This window comes from Campylobacter sp. CS_NA3 (assembly GCF_027797495.1).
In the GTDB taxonomy this organism is placed as follows: Bacteria; Campylobacterota; Campylobacteria; order Campylobacterales; family Campylobacteraceae; genus Campylobacter_B.
Genome location: NZ_CP115609.1, coordinates 957,038 through 974,649 on the forward strand (window position 1 = coordinate 957,038; position 17,612 = coordinate 974,649).

At 33.1% G+C, this 17,612-nt stretch carries 16 protein-coding genes; 4 read left to right on the top strand and 12 right to left on the bottom strand.

All coding sequences use genetic code 11. From position 1 onward, the window contains the following. Positions 1 to 12 precede the first annotated feature (12 nt). The 3 genes from PF026_RS04785 to pyrH are packed head-to-tail and all read right to left on the bottom strand — an operon-like array spanning position 13 to position 3,122. Positions 13 to 2,199 carry a RelA/SpoT family protein gene (locus PF026_RS04785; protein WP_270864001.1) on the bottom strand — a complete coding sequence of 729 codons (2,187 nt, stop codon included), beginning with the start codon at positions 2,197 to 2,199 and terminating at the stop codon, positions 13 to 15. After that, entirely contained in the window at positions 2,174 to 2,395 is a 222-nt protein-coding gene (locus PF026_RS04790) for a DNA-directed RNA polymerase subunit omega (RefSeq protein WP_270860759.1), read from the bottom strand. The genes PF026_RS04785 and PF026_RS04790 overlap by 26 nt, the downstream gene beginning before the upstream one ends. 10 nt (positions 2,396 to 2,405) lie before the next feature. Next, entirely contained in the window at positions 2,406 to 3,122 is a 717-nt protein-coding gene (gene pyrH, locus PF026_RS04795) for a UMP kinase (protein WP_270864002.1), read from the bottom strand. A gap of 149 nt (positions 3,123 to 3,271) precedes the next feature. Here pyrH and PF026_RS04800 point away from each other — a divergent pair, with 149 nt between their 5' ends. Next, on the top strand, positions 3,272 to 3,469 hold the full coding sequence (locus PF026_RS04800; RefSeq protein WP_270864003.1) for a hypothetical protein: 198 nt from the start codon (positions 3,272 to 3,274) through the stop codon (positions 3,467 to 3,469). 307 nt (positions 3,470 to 3,776) lie between these two features. On the opposite strand, the gene PF026_RS04805 is transcribed toward PF026_RS04800, so the two are convergent. Genes PF026_RS04805 through PF026_RS04830 form a run of 6 tightly spaced genes read right to left on the bottom strand, consistent with a single transcriptional unit; the run spans position 3,777 to position 9,895 of the window. Then, a complete protein-coding gene (locus PF026_RS04805) occupies positions 3,777 to 5,093 on the bottom strand; it encodes a murein hydrolase activator EnvC family protein (RefSeq protein WP_270864004.1) in 1,317 nt (438 codons plus the stop codon). Beyond that, a complete protein-coding gene (locus PF026_RS04810) occupies positions 5,090 to 5,905 on the bottom strand; it encodes an FtsX-like permease family protein (RefSeq protein ID WP_270864005.1) in 816 nt (271 codons plus the stop codon). Before PF026_RS04810 ends, PF026_RS04805 begins: the two co-directional genes overlap by 4 nt. Beyond that, complete coding sequence (locus PF026_RS04815; protein WP_270864006.1) at positions 5,892 to 6,584, bottom strand: cell division ATP-binding protein FtsE; 693 nt, start codon at positions 6,582 to 6,584, stop codon at positions 5,892 to 5,894. Before PF026_RS04815 ends, PF026_RS04810 begins: the two co-directional genes overlap by 14 nt. Further along, positions 6,572 to 7,753, bottom strand: a complete 1,182-nt coding sequence (gene trmB, locus PF026_RS04820; RefSeq protein ID WP_270864007.1) for a tRNA (guanosine(46)-N7)-methyltransferase TrmB — start codon at positions 7,751 to 7,753, stop codon at positions 6,572 to 6,574. The genes PF026_RS04815 and trmB overlap by 13 nt, the downstream gene beginning before the upstream one ends. Beyond that, complete coding sequence (locus PF026_RS04825) at positions 7,753 to 8,973, bottom strand: hypothetical protein (RefSeq protein WP_270864008.1); 1,221 nt, start codon at positions 8,971 to 8,973, stop codon at positions 7,753 to 7,755. The genes trmB and PF026_RS04825 overlap by 1 nt, the downstream gene beginning before the upstream one ends. Beyond that, a complete protein-coding gene (locus PF026_RS04830; protein WP_270864009.1) occupies positions 8,909 to 9,895 on the bottom strand; it encodes an RluA family pseudouridine synthase in 987 nt (328 codons plus the stop codon). The genes PF026_RS04825 and PF026_RS04830 overlap by 65 nt, the downstream gene beginning before the upstream one ends. 136 nt (positions 9,896 to 10,031) lie before the next feature. On the opposite strand from PF026_RS04830, the gene PF026_RS04835 reads away from it, so the two are divergent. Genes PF026_RS04835 through PF026_RS04845 form a run of 3 tightly spaced genes read left to right on the top strand, consistent with a single transcriptional unit; the run spans position 10,032 to position 11,706 of the window. After that, a complete protein-coding gene (locus tag PF026_RS04835; protein WP_270864010.1) occupies positions 10,032 to 10,289 on the top strand; it encodes a hypothetical protein in 258 nt (85 codons plus the stop codon). Continuing rightward, on the top strand, positions 10,282 to 10,566 hold the full coding sequence (locus tag PF026_RS04840) for a type II toxin-antitoxin system RelE/ParE family toxin (protein WP_270864011.1): 285 nt from the start codon (positions 10,282 to 10,284) through the stop codon (positions 10,564 to 10,566). Before PF026_RS04835 ends, PF026_RS04840 begins: the two co-directional genes overlap by 8 nt. A gap of 33 nt (positions 10,567 to 10,599) precedes the next feature. Then, complete coding sequence (locus PF026_RS04845; RefSeq protein ID WP_270864012.1) at positions 10,600 to 11,706, top strand: FtsW/RodA/SpoVE family cell cycle protein; 1,107 nt, start codon at positions 10,600 to 10,602, stop codon at positions 11,704 to 11,706. Positions 11,707 to 11,708: 2 nt separating this feature from the next. Here PF026_RS04845 and PF026_RS04850 read toward each other — a convergent pair whose 3' ends face one another. The 3 genes from PF026_RS04850 to PF026_RS04860 all read right to left on the bottom strand — a co-directional run bounded on the left by PF026_RS04850 (position 11,709) and on the right by PF026_RS04860 (position 17,610). Further along, complete coding sequence (locus PF026_RS04850) at positions 11,709 to 12,005, bottom strand: helix-turn-helix domain-containing protein (protein ID WP_270864013.1); 297 nt, start codon at positions 12,003 to 12,005, stop codon at positions 11,709 to 11,711. Further along, the gene (locus tag PF026_RS04855) at positions 11,989 to 12,327 is read right to left on the bottom strand and encodes a type II toxin-antitoxin system RelE/ParE family toxin (RefSeq protein ID WP_270864014.1); all 339 of its coding nucleotides are present in this window, start codon (positions 12,325 to 12,327) and stop codon (positions 11,989 to 11,991) included. Before PF026_RS04855 ends, PF026_RS04850 begins: the two co-directional genes overlap by 17 nt. An 81-nt stretch (positions 12,328 to 12,408) precedes the next feature. Continuing rightward, entirely contained in the window at positions 12,409 to 17,610 is a 5,202-nt protein-coding gene (locus tag PF026_RS04860) for a DEAD/DEAH box helicase (RefSeq protein WP_270864015.1), read from the bottom strand. Positions 17,611 to 17,612: the final 2 nt, after the last annotated feature.

A 17,612-nucleotide genomic window follows, 5' to 3' on the forward strand; every position in this document is an offset into this window, starting at 1 on the left:
CTTGCTCCTTTATTAGTTATTATAAACATCGTTTTGTGAAACAAAATCAACTATTTTATAGCGATTTCGCAATTTTTCTCTTATGAAATTTGAATTTAAACTTTCATTTAATTCTATCGTAATTTCAAAGAAATCGGACGAAGTTTCTGAATTTTCGCTAAGTCTAATTGAGACCAAATCCACCTGTAACTTAGACAAATATGTCAAAAACTCAGCCAACGAACCTCGTTTGTTTTCAAGTTTTAAGATGACATTGTATCTATGTGGCGCATTTCTCGTCCATTTTACAAAAATCATCTCATCATTTTTCATCAAATTTGCCGCTCTTTCGCACAGCTTGTGATGAACTGTTACATTATGATGACTTCTAAAACCAATTATATCGTCTCCCCTTTTTGGATTACAACAATAATCGAATTCTACCGAATTTATTTTATAATTTGAATAAACTACAATATTATCGAATTTTTGCTTCTCTACGACATATTTATCACGAATTTTAAAGAGCTTTTCTTTAAGCGGATATTTTTTTAGCGCATTGACAACATCTTTTAAATATACGCTATCGTAAGCTGCTTTTGCTATTTTTTTGATTAAATTTTCACTTTCTAACCAACTTATGATTTTATCTTGTTTTGTGCTAAATATCGCAGATAATATATTGATTGCTACTTCGTGATTTAAATCTCTTATCTTTTGTTTGCAAAAACTTTTGATTGTAGCTCTTGCTTTTCCTGTTTTGACCGAATTTAACCAACTACAACGATAATGTGGCTCATTTCCTGTGATAATATGAACAATATCGCCGTTTTTAAGCTCGGTTAAAAGTGGCACTTTTATGCGATTTACAAAGGCTTCTGTCGCTTTTAGGCCAACTTGCGAGTGAATTTCGTAAGCATAGTCTAACGCCGTTGCCCCACGCGGAAGCGTGAAAATTCCGCCTTTTGGCGAATAAACTGCTATGTCTTCGACATATAGGCTATCTTTTGCATATTCGTATAAATCTTCTGCGCTTGTTTCATCGACTTCTTGCATACTAATGTCGCTTAGCCAATCAAGCTTTGGATTCATCGAGCCGCTATATTTATATTTCCAGTGAGCCGCCACGCCAAATTCGGCAGTATTATGCATATCAAAAGTGCGAATTTGCGCTTCAATTATCATACTATCGTTAAAAACGGTTGTGTGTATGGTTTGATAGCCGTTATGTTTAGGAAGTGCGATATAATCCTTAAAACGCGAGATAAGTGGATTAAATTTAGTATGCAAAATACCCAAAACAAGGTAACAATCCATCGGCTTCTTAACCAAAATTCGAATCGCCAATAAATCCAAAACCTCTTCAATCGAAATGCCCTTTCTTTGCATTTTCAAAAAAATCGAATAGTAATGTTTCAGGCGTTTTTGCATTTCAAAACTATCTTCGCTAAAACCATTTGTAAGCAAAAGCTCTTTTACTCTTTCGCTAAATTTGTTTAAATTTATTTGAAGTTGTTGTTTGTGTTCGCTTACATAGTCATGAATCGTTTTGTATTCATCAGGCATAACATACTTAAAGCTTAAATCTTCAAGCATATTTTTTACAGATGAAATTCCAAGCCTGTGAGCAATAGGAGCATAAACTAGAAGCGTTTCTTCGCCTATGCGTTTTTGTTTATCGGGTCTTAGGGCGTCCAAAGTCAGCATATTATGAAGCCTATCACAAAGCTTAACAACAAGCACCCTAACATCTTCAATCGAAACAAGCAACATTCGCCTAAAAGTAAGCGCAGTTGTGCGAAGTTTAGAATTTGTATCACTTGATGGGGCTAGTTTATCTTCTCTGATATTTACGATTTTTGTTAGCCCTTCAACGATTTTAGCGACCTCTTCGCCAAATCTCTCTCCGACTTGATCGGCTGTAAAGTCTGTATCTTCAACAACATCGTGCAGAAGCGCAGAAATCACCATATCATCGTCCCCACCCATAAACGAAACTATACAAGCGACCAAAATCGGGTGAATCGCATAAGGTTCGCCGCTTTTTCTAAACTGACCTTCGTGCTGAGTGATACACAAATTTATCGCATCGACCAAAATCGGCGTCGGCTCTTTTAGATGATATAAAAGTTCCTTTGCAGAATTTATATCTTTAATACCGATAATCTCTTCAATGAGTCTATCTAAATAACCCTCATTTATCTGATTCAGTAATTCCATCTAAGCTTATTTTACCTTCTGCAAGTTCCATTATAGCAATGTCTGCGAATTTCATTTTTCTTGTATCGACATCTTTTAAAAGTGTCGGCTCGCCTGCGCTTAGTTGTTCAACTCGTTTTGTAATCATCAAAGAAAGTTTATATCTATCTCCGCCTGTTACTTGTAAAGCTTTTGCTACTATTTGTTCTGTTCTCAAATTTTTCTCCTTATTTTACGATTGAGCAAAAACTCAAATCGCCTTCTTTTGTGATTTTGTGTAAATTTCCGCTTTTAAACATATTGCAAACTATAATCGGAAGCGAGTTATCCTTTGCTAATGCAATCGCAGTATCGTCCATAACCTTGATATTATCGTGCAAAGCTTGATCATAAGTTATTTTTGATAAAAGTTTTGCGTCTTCAAATTTATGCGGATCTTTATCATAAACGCCATCTACTTTTGTTGCCTTTATAATTGCGTCAGCACCGATTTCAACGGCTCTTAGGGTTCCTGCTGTATCAGTTGTGAAAAATGGATTTCCCGTTCCTGCTGCAAAAATAACAACTCGGTTTTTTTCCAAATGTCTTTTTGCTCTGCCGATGATGAAAGTTTCGCAAATAGCTTCCATTTTAATGGCACTTTGAACGCGAACATCAATTCCCATATATTCGAGTGCTTCACGCATCGCAATGGCGTTTATAACGGTTGCTAACATTCCCATGTGATCGCCGCTTGTGCGTTTTATGATACCGCCTTGTGCTGCACTTACGCCTCTAATTATATTTCCGCCACCGATAACAATACCAACTTCGATTTTGCTATCAACGAGCTGTTTTATCTCACCAGCAATAAATTTAACTATTTCATTATCGATACCAAAGCCGTTATTTCCGGCTAATGCCTCACCTGAAAACTTAACCAAAACTCGCTTATATTCAGCCATAACAATCTCCTTACAAAACTTAATATAATAGCAAAAAAGTCTTTAAGGTTTGTTTAGAATTTACTCAGCCCAGCTTTTTTGAAAATTCGCAAAGTAGATAATTTCATAATCCATATTATAGCTATATCGAAATTTGCTTTTTGAACATTATGGCGTGCAAGGATGCCCACCATACGATACTTACAAAACAAGTAAAGCTAAATTTGCAATTCGTAAATTTAAGCTTTGGCGATTGCTCTGCTTCGTTTTACTCGCAAGAAATGACGGCAGAGCCGTCGCTTCGCTCATTTTGCTTCATGCTTCGCATTCGCAATGACAATGGAAGTGAATTTGCAAAAATAATTTAATTTAAATTTAAATTGTGTATGCCGACGATTTTTACAAAATTTGCAAAATAATTCAATCGCAAATTTAAACAGAGATTCTTCGCTAACGCTCAGAATGACGAAAAAAAATAATTCAATGCAAATTTAAAGGTATTTAAGTATGGATTTGAAAAATTCAATGCCGAATTTGAATAACAAATGCCGACGATTTTTTGTCAGGCGAACGAAGGACTAGACTAAATTCGTCTGTCCGAGTTCGTATGACAAAAAAGCTAGGCTGAATTCAATGTAAATTTAAAAACTTAATCCGTCAAGTATGGGGAATTTTTTACTTCAAAGTAATCAAATCAAGCGGATTTATATGATAATTCTGCTGCGTAACTTCAAAAGTCAGTTCCGAATTTATCCGCCCTAAAACATAACCCTTTTTTATGTTACTTCCTACTTTTATGGTCGGTGCGATTTGGCTTAAATGCGCATAAATCGTATGAATTCCGCCTGAATGCTCCAAAATCACAACCTTATCAAGCACGGCGGTATCTTTGGCGAAAACAACCTTTCCAGCCAAAACGCTTTTTACCTGCGTATCGGAGCTTTTTGAACCAAGCACGATATTTTCGTTAAAAATTTTAATATTATAAACAGGATCATTATAATTTCCAAAATTTCGCTTTACGAAAGCTCCGTTTAAAGGCGCAGAAGTTTTAGCACCTGTGTATTTTTTAACCCTACTTGCTTGATAGCTAGAACCATATTGCTTTACCTTTTTATCGATTTTAGCCACCCGTTCATCTTCGATAACTGGCTCAGGTTCGCTAGAAAAAATTTCTTCTACCTTTTTGCCCTCTTTTTTGGCTTTTTCTTCTGCTTTTTTTCGCTCTTTTTCTAGTTTTGCTAGGCGTTCTTTTTCTGCTTTTTCAGCTTTTTCTCGCTCTTCTTTATCATTTATGATTTTAAGCTCTTCTAATGCTTTGCGAATTTCGTCTTGTTCGTTGCTAAGTTTTTCAAGTTTTTTAGCATATTCGTCTTTGTTTTTTTTCAAATTTGCTAGTTTTTGCTCTTGGAGTTTGCGTTTTTGGCTCAAATCATCTTTTTTCTTGTTGTAATCTTGCATGCTGGCTTTTATAGTTTGTATCTTTCTATCTTGTTCGTCGATTAAATTTTTATTATTTTCATAATCTTTCATAAGTGCGCTAAGCTCGTTAGACATTATATCGCCTAGCAAATTTAGCACCTCATCGGCGATGATACTATCGCTACTTTTGGTTAAATTTATATCACTAACCAAATCAAAAGAAAGCTCTTTTGAAATCGCATCGATGATTTTGTTTTCCAAATCGCTTTGAGTATTTAGCAAAAAGGCGTTTTGCGAATTTAACTTTTCTATCTCTTTTTCTTCACTTGCGTGTTTTTCTTGAAGCTCTAAAACTATCTTCGAAAGCTCTTTTAACTCGCCGTCTTGCTTTTTGGCGTCATTTTGTTCTTTTAAAATTTCATCTGCAATTTCATCTATTTTTTGGCTAAGTTTTTTCTCTTCCTTTTGTGATTTTGCCAAATTTTGCGTGGTTTGTTCGATTTTATCTTTTGTATTTGGTGCTGAAAATACCAAATTCAGGGCAAGTGCTAGAAATAAAATCTTTTTCATTGTTTTTTACTTCCGCTTTCGATCATAACCAAACTAACTGCAATCAGCGATAAAACAATCGCAATGCCAAAAAGCACAAGTCCGTCATAAGGTAAATTTATCGCCACATTTAGATCGGCTATGCTTTGCATGGTGTTTGTAAAAAGCTCCCAACTTGGCAAAAATAGATAAAACGCTATTACAATCAAAGTCGCTATCACGCTATCTACGACCGCCATGCGATAAAGTTTTCCGCTTTTGATGATAAAACTTGCGCCAAATAAATCCATAATCTCAATGCGAGATTTATGCTCATACGCCCAAATTCGCATTTGTTTATAAATCAACATTAGCCCCAAAAGCACGATTAAAAGGGCAAATCCATAAACCAAACTTTTTAACAAAAGCAAAATTTTAAAAATATCATCATGGGTTTTTTTGAAAATTTCAACCCTGTTTAAATCGCCTATATTTTTAAGTTTTTCTTCGATGATTTCAAGTTCCCTTGAATTCGGAAACGACGAGAGTTTTACACTGTAAAATTTAGGCAAATTTTTATTTAAATTTGCCAAATTTTCATTTGAAATTCGCCCTTTTAATCTATCTGTTATAGTTTTTGTGCCGATTTGAGAGATACTGGCGACTTCTGGCGCTACTTCTTTTATAGCTTCTAAACTAAGCTCGTTTTTTGCGACTAAGACTATGTTATATTCGTTTTGAATAGAAATTTCGTAGCTTTTTATCAAATTATTTATAAAAACGCCAAACTGAACCGAAAATAAAAGCGCAACAAGCGAAATAATCACGCCAAAATGTGTTTTAATTGATTTCATAAACTTTTGCGTCCTTTATCTCAAAATGTCTATACGCAAAACGAAGCGTAGCCGGTCTTTTGTGCGTAACTACAACCACACACGCACCCCAAGCTTCCCTTGCCGAGCGAAGCAAACGCCAGATGATTTCGCTTGATCTATCATCAAGGTTTCCTGTCGGCTCGTCGCAGATTAAAAGTTGTGGATTGTGTGCTAAGGCTCTTGCCATAGCCACTCGTTGCTGTTCGCCGCCAGAAAGCTCCATAGGAAATTTATCGGCTTTATGCAAAAGCTCGATATGCTTTAAAAGCTTTTCTGCTTGACTTTTGCAAACTTGCGGTGATTGCCCCATTATCATCAACGGAAGCATTATATTTTTTTCGATACTCCACTCATTTATCAAACGATAATCTTGAAAAATAATGCCGATTCGTTTGCGTAAAATTCGAAGCCCGCTCGTGCTAATATCTTTTAAATCACACAAACAAACATTTAAATAGCCGCTTTTTATGCCAATTCCGCCGTAAAATGATTTTAAAAGTGTCGATTTACCGCTTCCGCTAAGTCCTGTTATAATGACAAAATCATTGACTTTTATGCTAAAATCGGCTTCACTAATAATATCAATGTCGCGTTCATAACCAAGTGTGAGCTTTCTAGCTGTGATTATATCTGGTTTTTCGTCGTTTAAATACTGCATTGCCATTTTTCTAGTATCTCCGTAACTTTTTTGTGTGCCTTATAAGTTTGTTTTACTGCCAAAGGAAATTTGATAAAATATGACGAAAAATCTTCGCCGATAACCAAATAGCATTGTTGTGGCAAATCAAAAGCACCAAGCGAAACTCTTATAAAAATTTTCTCATCGTTTTTGTAAATTTCTTCAAAATGCACAAAAAAATCATCGCCTTTAAAAGCTTCGTTTGTGAAATTTTTATAAATTTTATCTTTGTCAAATTTTGGAAATTCCAAAACAAAATTCTCTTTTAAATCGTCCGAAATTTGCGAATTTTCAAAGATAAAATCAAAAATATCTTTATCCATTTTTTTCCAGCGATCTTCATATTTGCTTGAAATTTGCAAATTTTGATTTTTAAAAAACTCGCTTTTGCCAAATTCGCTAAATTCGCCAAAAATTTCTTTTGCAAATTCAAAATATAGCTCACTATCGGTTCTAAGCTCGAATTTACCACCAATTTTGAGTGTTCTAACACACTCTTTTGCAAATTCGTGCGAAATCACTCTTCGGTGCGGCGCATCGTCCCAAGGAACGGGAAAATGAAGAAAAATTTTATCAATTAAATTCGAATCAATCATACTTAGCAAAATTCGCGCGTCGGTATTTATCAAAGCGACATTTTGCAAATTTTCTTTGATTGCTAGTTTTGCGACCTGCTCGATTGCAGGTTTGTAAATTTCGATGCCGATTACCAATGTATCGCTATTTTGCCTAGCTTGAAAAAGCAAATGTCTGCCAGAACCAAAGCCGATTTCGATAAAAATTCGGTTAAATTTGTGCGCTTTTATCAAATTTAAAACTTCGTTTTCATCTAAAATTTTTGTCGTCTTTTCAGTCAAAGATTTGTTTTTAAAAGCAAAAGATTCACTTACGATTTCATCGCAAAATTCATCTTTAAAAATTTGCAAAGCTTTTTGCAAATGCCCTATTTTAGCTGGTTTGCTAACCTTTTCGCCTTTTACGATAAATTTATCACCACTTGGTTTAAGAGTGATAAAAAATTCGCTATCAAAGCTTTTTGTGTGGATTAAATCTAATTTTCTACCATTTATCAAAGATAAAAATTCCGTCTCGCCCATGCGAAACGGAAAATTTAGCTCTTTGATTTTTTTTGCTATGAAATTTGGCATTAATTAACTTCAACGCTTAGTGAATTTGAAGCCGGCGAAGTTACGCCGTATTCATCGACGCCATAAACTTTGTAATAATAAGTCTTGCCTTTTTCGATATTTGTATCACTAAACGAATTTCCGCCCGTGACTTCGAATTTTTCATCAGGCACCATGCCTAGAATTTGACTTTTTTCAATGTGATATTTGACAACTCTTGTATCAGAATTTTCCCAAACTATGCGGACGGCTTTGCCTTCTTGCGTTACGCTTTGAAGCGATGGTGCATTTGGCGCATCTAGCGTTTGACCTTTTACAGCTTCGCCTTTTGGACTTTCAAGTCCGTCTTTATCTACTGCTGTTACCTTATAAAATCTTACTCCGCCGTTATCATCGATATAATCATCATAGCTATTTGCCGTAGTTTCGCCAAGTATCGTAAAAGGCAAATACTCATTTCGTGAGCTATAAACTCTATAAGTTTTAAAATCTTCCGCCGTTGTGCCGACCCAAGAAATGTTAATTCGTTTTGGCAAATTTGAACTTGCCGTTACTTGGCTAACGCCGTTTGGCAAATTTTTTGTTGTGGCTTGAAGTATTTCGCTTGGTTTTGAAAGTTCGCCGCTAGCGGTTTTTACAAAAATTCTATACTCGTAGCTTTGTCCGCTACCGACTTTATCGATATATTCGGCACTTAATCTGCCATCTACTTCGGCTCTTTTGCTCCAACTTTGACTACCTAGACTTCTGCGTTCTATGACATAAGATTTCACACGCAAGTCAGGGTGTGGTCGCCAAATGATTTTTATGCGTTCAGGCAAACCATAAATCGCTTGTGCAAACGGAACCGAATCCATTAGTTTTGTGGTACTTGCGACCGTTACCGGCGCACTCTCTGATACTGCGCCACCGCCGTAGGTTTTAACCACATATTTATAAGTTGTTTCAGGTGCCAATTTTGTATCGACAAAGTGAGTTGAGTATTTATCTTTGACGACTGCTACGCGTTTCATCTCGCCACCGTTCATCTCGGCTCTAAAAATTTGAAATCCTTGAACATCGCTGTATTCGGCATAGCTTGGCCATTCAAGTCCGATTTCAGTCGTTCCGCTTATGGTTTTTACATTTGTTACTTGTGGTAAATTCGCATTTACACTCGCAGTATCGGGGCTAGTGTTAGCGCAACCTGCTACAAATAAACTCAAAGCCGCGCTCAATGTTAATCGGTAAAATTTTCTCATAAATTTCGTCCTTTTTAGCTGATTTTGCTATCAAATTTTCAAATTCTTTTGGCAAATTTGCCGTTATTTTTAGCATTTCGCCCGTTCGTGGGTGCTTAAAATAAAGCAAATATGCGTGCAAGAAAATTCGCTCAATTTTATCATTTTGGCTCTTAAATCCATATAAAGTATCGCCTAAAATGTGGCGATTTAGACTTGCTAGATGAACTCTGATTTGATGAGTTCTGCCTGTAAAAAGTTTTGCGCCGATTAGGTTAAATCCTGCTTCGCTATGCAAATTTATAAACGCGCTTTTTGCAAATCTTGCATCACTCGCACTTTGGCTAAGAACTGCCTTTTTTAGGCGATTTGACGGACTTCGTCCGATGAAATTTTCTATCACGCAGTCATCTTTTAAGGCTAAATCCGTCATCGCTAAATAAATTCGCCCCATTGATTTATCGCTAAGTTGGGAGCTTAAATTTGCGTGGGCGAAGTTGTTTTTAGCCACCACCAATGCTCCGCTTGTGCCTTTATCAAGGCGATGAACGATTCCGGCGCGAATTTCGCCGTTAATCGTCGAAAGCGTGTAAGAATTTTGCTTCAACCAATCCACAAGCGTAGGCTCTTTGACACTTGGTGCGCTATGCACGACCAAATTTGCAGGCTTATTAATCACAAGCAAATCATCATCCTCGTATAAAATTTCAATCTCAAATTCGCAAATTTGCGAATTTGCCCCGTCTTTGTCGGTAGTATCAGGGTAAAAAATTTCCACAAAATCCCCCAAATTTAGCTTAAAAGACGGCTTATTTGCTAAATTTGAATTCACAAAAACGGCGTTTGATTTTATCAAATTTACGATTTGATTTCTCGAAATTTGCAAAACACCGCTTAAAAAAACATCAAGTCTAGCCGAATTTTCTGCGATAAATTTATCCAAATGAAACCTTTTTTCGTTATAATTTCGCCAAATTATATAAAAAAGAGTTTAAAGTCGCTTTAACCATAAGCCCAGCCAAATTTGACATTTTGCGACATTGACATTATGATAAATTTGGAAATTAAAAGGAGAAAAAATGCAAATAGCAGTGCAAATCGAAGACGGAAACCAAAGCATTTTTAATGCCCTAAATGCGTTTTTAAAAAGCCACAAATTAAATTATCGAATAGAAAAATCAACCAAAAAAATTCACACTATGAGCGAAGAAGACGAAGCCGATTTTAAAGAAACTTTGCGTTTGTTCAAAAATGGTGAATTAAAATTTATGAGCGCCGATGAAATGAAGAAACGCACAGACAAACACTTGGCAAAATTGAAAGAAAAGTATGCGTAAAATCGTCTATAAAGAACGCTTTGAATTTGAATTAACTTTTATAACCGAATTTATCGCAAGTCGCGATGGTTATCAAAGAGCGGAAAAATTTTATAACGACATTTACGCTCAAATCGATAAAATTCCCTTTATGCCCTTTCGTTTTAGACAAAACACAGAAGCAAACGATAAAAACATAAGGGAGTTGATTTTTAAAGGCTATAAAGTGCCTTTTCATGTGAGTAGCGACAAGATAGAAATTTTGGGCATTTACAAAACAAATTTATGGAGCAACTAGTGAAAAAGCCGTTACTTAAAACAAAGGATTTTCTTGTTTAAATTTGACAAAAGCATTTTAGCACATTTTGATTTTATTCAACCTTTGTTGATTTTGCCGATTGTTTTTTTATCTCATCTTCTCATAAGCGAAGCAAATTCGACACTTGCGATGAAACAATATGTCTATTTTGCAGTCGGCGCTGTGCTTTTTTTTGTTTTGTTTTTGCTTCCGCTTCGCAAATTTTCATACCTTGTGCCGATTTTTTACTGGATAAATATATTTTTGCTTATAAGTGTCGAATTTTTCGGCGTTAGCAAACTTGGCGCGAAAAGGTGGCTTGAAATTCCGTTTGTGCATTTTACGATTCAGCCAAGTGAGCTTATGAAACCTGCATTTGTCTTAATGCTTGCATATCTCATCAGAAAATTTCCGCCACCGCAAAACGGGTATAATCTCAAAGATTTTGCCAAAATTTCATTTCACATTTTATTGCCTTTTATTTTGGTCGCAAAAGAGCCTGACTTGGGAACTGCGTTAATTTTATTTTTGACAGGATTTGCGATTTTATTTATCGTCGGGGTTGATAAAAAAATTTGGCTTAGCATTGTCGTTGCCGTCGGTATCGCTTCGCCTGTGCTTTATAACGGATTACATGATTATCAAAAAAAGCGAATTACCGATTTTATCAGCGAAGAGCCGTCTTATCAAGTCAAACAAGCCATTATCGCTATCGGAAACGGCGGAATTTACGGCAAAACAAAAGACGAAGCCACGCAAACGCACTTTAAATTTTTGCCGATTTCTACAAGCGATTTTATCTTTGCTTATCATATCGAACGCTTCGGATTTGTCGGTGCTGCGGGACTTATGCTACTTTATATGCTACTCATTATGCACCTTTTAAGTCTAAATTTTCACTTCAAGGAAGATCCGTTTTTGCGGGTTTTTGCCACGGGCGTGGCGTGTTTGATATTTATTTACGGCGGCGTTAATATCGCTATGGTTATCGGTTTTGCGCCTGTTGTGGGTGTGCCGTTGCCTTTTTTTAGCTACGGGGGAAGTAGTTTTATAACCTTTGCTTGTCTGTTTGGAATTTTGCAAAATTTGATAACATTTCGTATAAAAGACGCCTACGAAACCACGCATATTAGGTTATAAATTTATACCGCACTTGCAGGAGTAAATTTTATGCTTAGCGTTTGTCCTATGGCTTTTGCGTAAGCTTTTAATGTAGAAATAGTCGGCGAAATATGCGAATTTACGCTTTCTAACCTAGAAATAACGCTTTTTGTAGTATTCATACGCCTTGCGACCTCTTCTTGGGTTAGATTTGCTTGTTTTCGCATTGCTATAAGTTGCGATTTTAGTTCAAATTCGCCCTGCAAACTATCGTAAATCTCTTTAACTTCTTTTCGTTTTAACGCTTCTTTTTTAAATTCGCTAAATTCTTTTCTCATTTTGCACTTCCTTTGCTCTTTTTAACGCCAAATCAAAATCTTTTTTAGGGATTTTGTTTGATTTTTTGATTATGGTGTGTAAGACCACTACTTCTTTATCTTTTAGGCTTACAAACATACTTCTTGCGATACCTTCTTTGCCTTTGGCTCTAAATTCGAAAATGCCGTGGCTCAAAGGCGCAGAATCAGGTCTGCCTAAATTTGGTCCGTGAATTTCGACAAGCTCAAAAATACGCAATAAATTTGCCAAAATTCCGTCAGGCAAATTCATAGTTTCATCATAAACTTTATCGTTATAAAAAGTAATTTTGTAATCTTTCATAAAAAAATGTTAGCATAAAAGCGAACTTTTGTCAATAATTAAATAAAGATGGCAATAAAACACGCATTTAAGGTTTTGGATTTATTTTGTAAAGTTTATTTGGCATAGAATTTGTTTATAATCCTTAAAACCAACTATTTCTCTGTTCGATTTAATTCCACCTATGTAAAATACAACATGTTGTACATGGGCAGAACAAATTTTAAAACCAGCCGCTAAAATTCTATCAATTTTATCTTTTCCTTTGCTTGAAAATGTCGCAATCTTCATATTGTTTATATAAATATTTTTTCCATTAATACAAACCGTATCGCCAGAAACTACATTTCGCATATCGATATTCTCTTGCACTTCATCATTTGAAATAATAATATCATCAAATCCCATTATAAACGATTTTTGAATATTTGGACCATCATTTATCTCTTCTTTCATTGAAAAATTTTTGCTCAAATTTGCAAAATTTCCAAATGCGTCATAAATAATCAAATCATTTTTAGCCCTTGTTAATGCTACATAAATAAGCCGTTTTATATATTCATTTGGGGTATTAAATTTGTTATAATCGGTTGCCAAAACATAAACGCAATCAAATTCTCTTCCTTTTGATTTGTGCATAGTGGAAACAATTATTTCATCTTTATCTTTTTTCTTGCTACTTGAATCAAATTCTAACTCATCAATTTTAAAATTTTGTATAAATTTTTTAAATTTTATAATTTGTTCTTGTTTTTGATTTTGTTCTAAGCTATCAAAATAATCAAAATTTATATGTATTTCTTTTTTAAATCTTTCTAGTGCATTTTCTAGCAATCTATAATCAAGCGATTTAGAAAATTTAGCTTTTGTTTTTTCATTGGCTATTTTGTATCCATCTTTTTCTAAAGTATCTATAAAAAATCTGATTTCTTGCAAATCTAGTGCCGAAATATCGCTTTTTGTTTGCAATCTTGCATGAATTCCATAATTTTTTAAAGCATTATAAATCATCGCACATTCTTCATTTGTATAAGCCAAAATAGCTATTTTTTCTCTAACATTATCTTTATTTTGTTTGTTAATTTTATTTAATAAATCCCCTAAATAATTGTCTTGTTTGCATTTTATTAAAATAGCTTTACCACTATCGTTTGAAAAACCTTTTAAGTCGCTGTTTTTTTGACGATTATTAAATTTTTTAGCAAATTCATTTGCTATTTTCACTATTTTTTGTTTGCTTCTATAATTTGTATTTAAAAAATACTCTTTAAAATTTTCATCGCCAAATTCTTTTTTAAATTTATTAAAATTTTCTAAATCAGCCCTGCCCCGTTCATCAAAATCGTTTATACATTGGTCATCATCTCCAACCGCAATAATTTTTCTATCTTTTTCTGGCATTTTTGAATAGATAATTTTAATAAACTTAATCATTTCATCGCTCACATCTTGAAATTCATCTAAAACAAGCACACTTGCGTTTATTGTTTCTAAATTTTTTATTTTTTCTATGGCTTTGTTTATCTGATTATCAACTTCTATAAATTCATCTAAAAATTCACGAGCATACGCATGAAAGGTCATAATTTTCATATTATAAGAGCGTTTTCCTATGAGATTTTTCAAGCGTTCTTTAAATACACTAACAGCAGCATTTGAATGAGTTAGCATTAAAAATTCATCACTTCGTTTATTTTCAATAGTTACCAAAGAAGCTATTTTATGTGTTAATGTTTTAGTTTTTCCACTTCCGGGACCCGCTATAACTAAAATAGCTTTTGATTTTTTATTATTAAAAATCTTTTTTTGTTCTTCGTTTAACTCATCCTTTATTTTATCTTGTCGTTCTTTACTAAGTGGTATTGTAGAATATTTTTTTATTTTATATTTTTCTTTAAATCCATTTTTTCCGTCATATTTTAATGAAAAATAATCTGCCACAAATTCTTTTACTTTTGGGTCTTTGTTTTCTAACATCAATATAAATTTACGCAAAATATGTAATGCTTCGATTTTGTGTTTATAATACTTTTCCAAACTTTCAGAATATTTTTCTCTATTATATTTTCTATCTTCACCTTGCCGATTTTTCATTATTATTTTTAAAGTTCTGTGGTAAATCAAACGCGAACGACGAATTTTAAATTTATCTAAATTTTCATGTAAAAATACCATAGTATGATCTAATTCTAATACTTTGTCATTAGAATTTCGTTTGGTCAAAATAGGAAATTTATTTTTGAGTTTATTTTTAAGTGCTGTTGTATCGATTACTATTTCGCCATTTTTAATAGATGAAATTTTTTCATTTATTGCATTGGTTTCGTTTTGAATAAATCCGTCATATTCATCATCTACGACTTCTGATATACTTTGTGTAAAATTTTCATTCTCTTGCCTACTAACTTCTGTAAATTTTAAAATTTCATCACAAATTTGTTGCCTTTGCAACAATTCTTTCTTAAATTCATCAAAATTATCTATTTTTATATAGCAAAAATAAAATTGTTCTTCGCCATTTTTTTGTTTTTTTGTTCTAAAATTTACACTAAATTTCGTATCTGTAATCTTTGCAAGCTGTATCCAACTTTTTAAAATTCTTTTTGTTTTTTGTATAATTTCTAAATCATCGCTATTACAAAGTTCAGTTAATTTTAATGGCATATTGTCTAAATTATTCTCTAAATTATATAAAATTCTATTCTCAAATTCTAATAATTCTTTCATTTGGCTTGAAACATCATTATCCAACCATAATGCCAAATCACTCTCATCTGTTCGTAATAAATTTAATTTTTTTAATTCTTTAACTCCATCTTCTATCTCTTGGTAATCAAAGCCCAAATCGTCTTGTAAAGTATCAAGGCTAACTGCTCCTATCTTACTTACTCCAATAAATTTTTTCATTATCTCAAATGCTACAAATCGAATTTTATTCTCTATATTCTTCATTGTTTCATAGACTATTTGCGTATCTTTTTCTATTGCAGAAGCAAAGATTTGAATATTATCGCTTTCGCGACTAATAAAATTATGTTTTTCTAACTCCAAAAGTGCCGTTTTTACAAGAATTTCATATTCAAAATAACTATTTTCTGTATCAATGTGTGCGTTTTGAGCCAAAGTTTTTGCGGTTACATTAAGTTCTTTTGTGCGATTTTTAATCTTTTTGATTTCTTTTTGCAAAAATCTTAACATATCTAAAATTTTCTTATATTCAAGCCTACTGTTTTCGATAGTCGGAAATGCCTTATCATCAAATTCGTCATCAAGGTGTAATATTATACACTGAGCTATTTTATTCTCGCTTCTTGCACCACGACCAGATTCTTGCAAATAGGCTTCTATCGAATCTGATTGTTCGTAGTGAATCACAGCACCGATATTTGGTTTATCAATCCCCATCCCAAATGCTGTTGTAGCAATAACTATATCAATTTTATCTTCTATAAAACCTTGTAAAATTTCTGATTTATTAAGTCCTATGCGTTCTTTGTTTTCTATATCTTCGTCAAGTTTTGAATAAAAAGGCTCTATATTTAATCCAAGCAACTTCATGCGTTCATCTTCTCTTAGTTTTTTAGACAACTCTTTACAACCATTAGCACTTTGTGGCAAATAAATAATAGTCGGTATTTTATCATTAGCATTTATTTCACACAAATTCTCAACCAACTTTTCATATTTTTCATCTTTATTGCTAACTTTTATTGCCGAATATACTAAATTTTGTCTATCTGATGATGATATAAATTCGGATAATTTTATATCTAAATTATTAAAAAAATAACGCTCTATGTCTTGTATTACACTCGGTTTTGCAGTTGCTGTAAAACACGAAACAGCAATTTTATCCTGAAAAGGCTCTTTTTGTTTTAGATGATTTTCTTGTAATTTTTTAATAACTTTTGCTATATAAAAGTAATCATGCCTAAAATCATGTCCCCAAGCCGAAAAACAGTGTGCTTCATCAATCACAAATCTATCAATATATCTGTATGAAATAGCTTTAAAAACAGAATTTGAACGCAAGGCTTCTGGCGAAAGATACAAAATGTCAACCCTTCCGTCTTTTACCATTTGGATAATATCTAAACGCTCTGGCATACTTAAATAGCCACTAATCGCCCTTACAACAAAATTATCACCTTTAAAAGTTTCTACATGGTTTTTCATAAGAGCCTGTAAAGGCGAAACAACAATCGTAAGTGGTTTATAAATTTTTGATTTCATAAGTGCAGGAAGCTGAAAAGTAAGTGTTTTACCTCCACCTGTCGGCAAAACAGCGATAAAAGAATCTCCTTTTAGCGTAGCTTGAACAATCTCTTTTTGTGAAATTCTACCTGCAAATAATGAATTTGACAATGTGTTAATTTCATAATCTTGTCTAAATCCTGTTTGATATACGGCAATCTCACTGCAATCTCTTGCATATCCTTTAAATTCCCTATTTGGTGCAAAACCAAAAACATCGTTTGAAAATTTATCAATTTGTTCTATTTGTTTGTTCTCATTCCAAAGAAGTTTTTTAAGAAATTTTGGCGTATTTGGAAAATTATATAAAATTGCAGGTGATAAAACTGAATTGTTATTTTTAAATTCATCATTTTTGAATTTTTCATCTCTGAATTCCAAAAATGCAATACAAAACGCAAGTGTATCATTACCAAATTTGTGCCACAATTTACAAAAATCATCTTTATTTAATGTGATTTTATATCTGTCTTGTAAGAACTTAAAAATTTCATAATCAATAAAAGTTCTTTTATTTACTTTTTTAAAACCTTTTAAAAAATCGAAATAGCCTTCAAAATATTCATTTTCGGACAATAAAAATAGAAAAATCTCGCATAATCGTATATCTAAATCTAAAAAAATATCATTTAACATAATAAATAACATTTTAGTATTTTCATTGTCTTTTAATGGATCATTTATTGTATTTTTGTCGATTTTATAATCTTTTGTTAATTTATGAGAACACTTTGTCGGAGCCAATAACATTGATAGGTAAAAAGTGTCTATGATTGGTGTATTTGACAATATTTCTTTTTGAAAAAATTTCTCGTCAAAATCCTTAAAATTATGTCCGCAGACAAAATTCGCTTCCTTGATATATTTAAGATATTCAATAATATCGCGAATTTTAATCTCTTTTTCTTGTCGAATATGTTTTTTGACAGCATTATCGCCATATTTTATTGCGATTTCATAAACTTCTTTTGTTTTAGAATCAACTTCTAAATCTATAAAAACTATACTTTGTGTATAGTTTTTATAGATTTCTTCTTTTGAATTTATCAAAT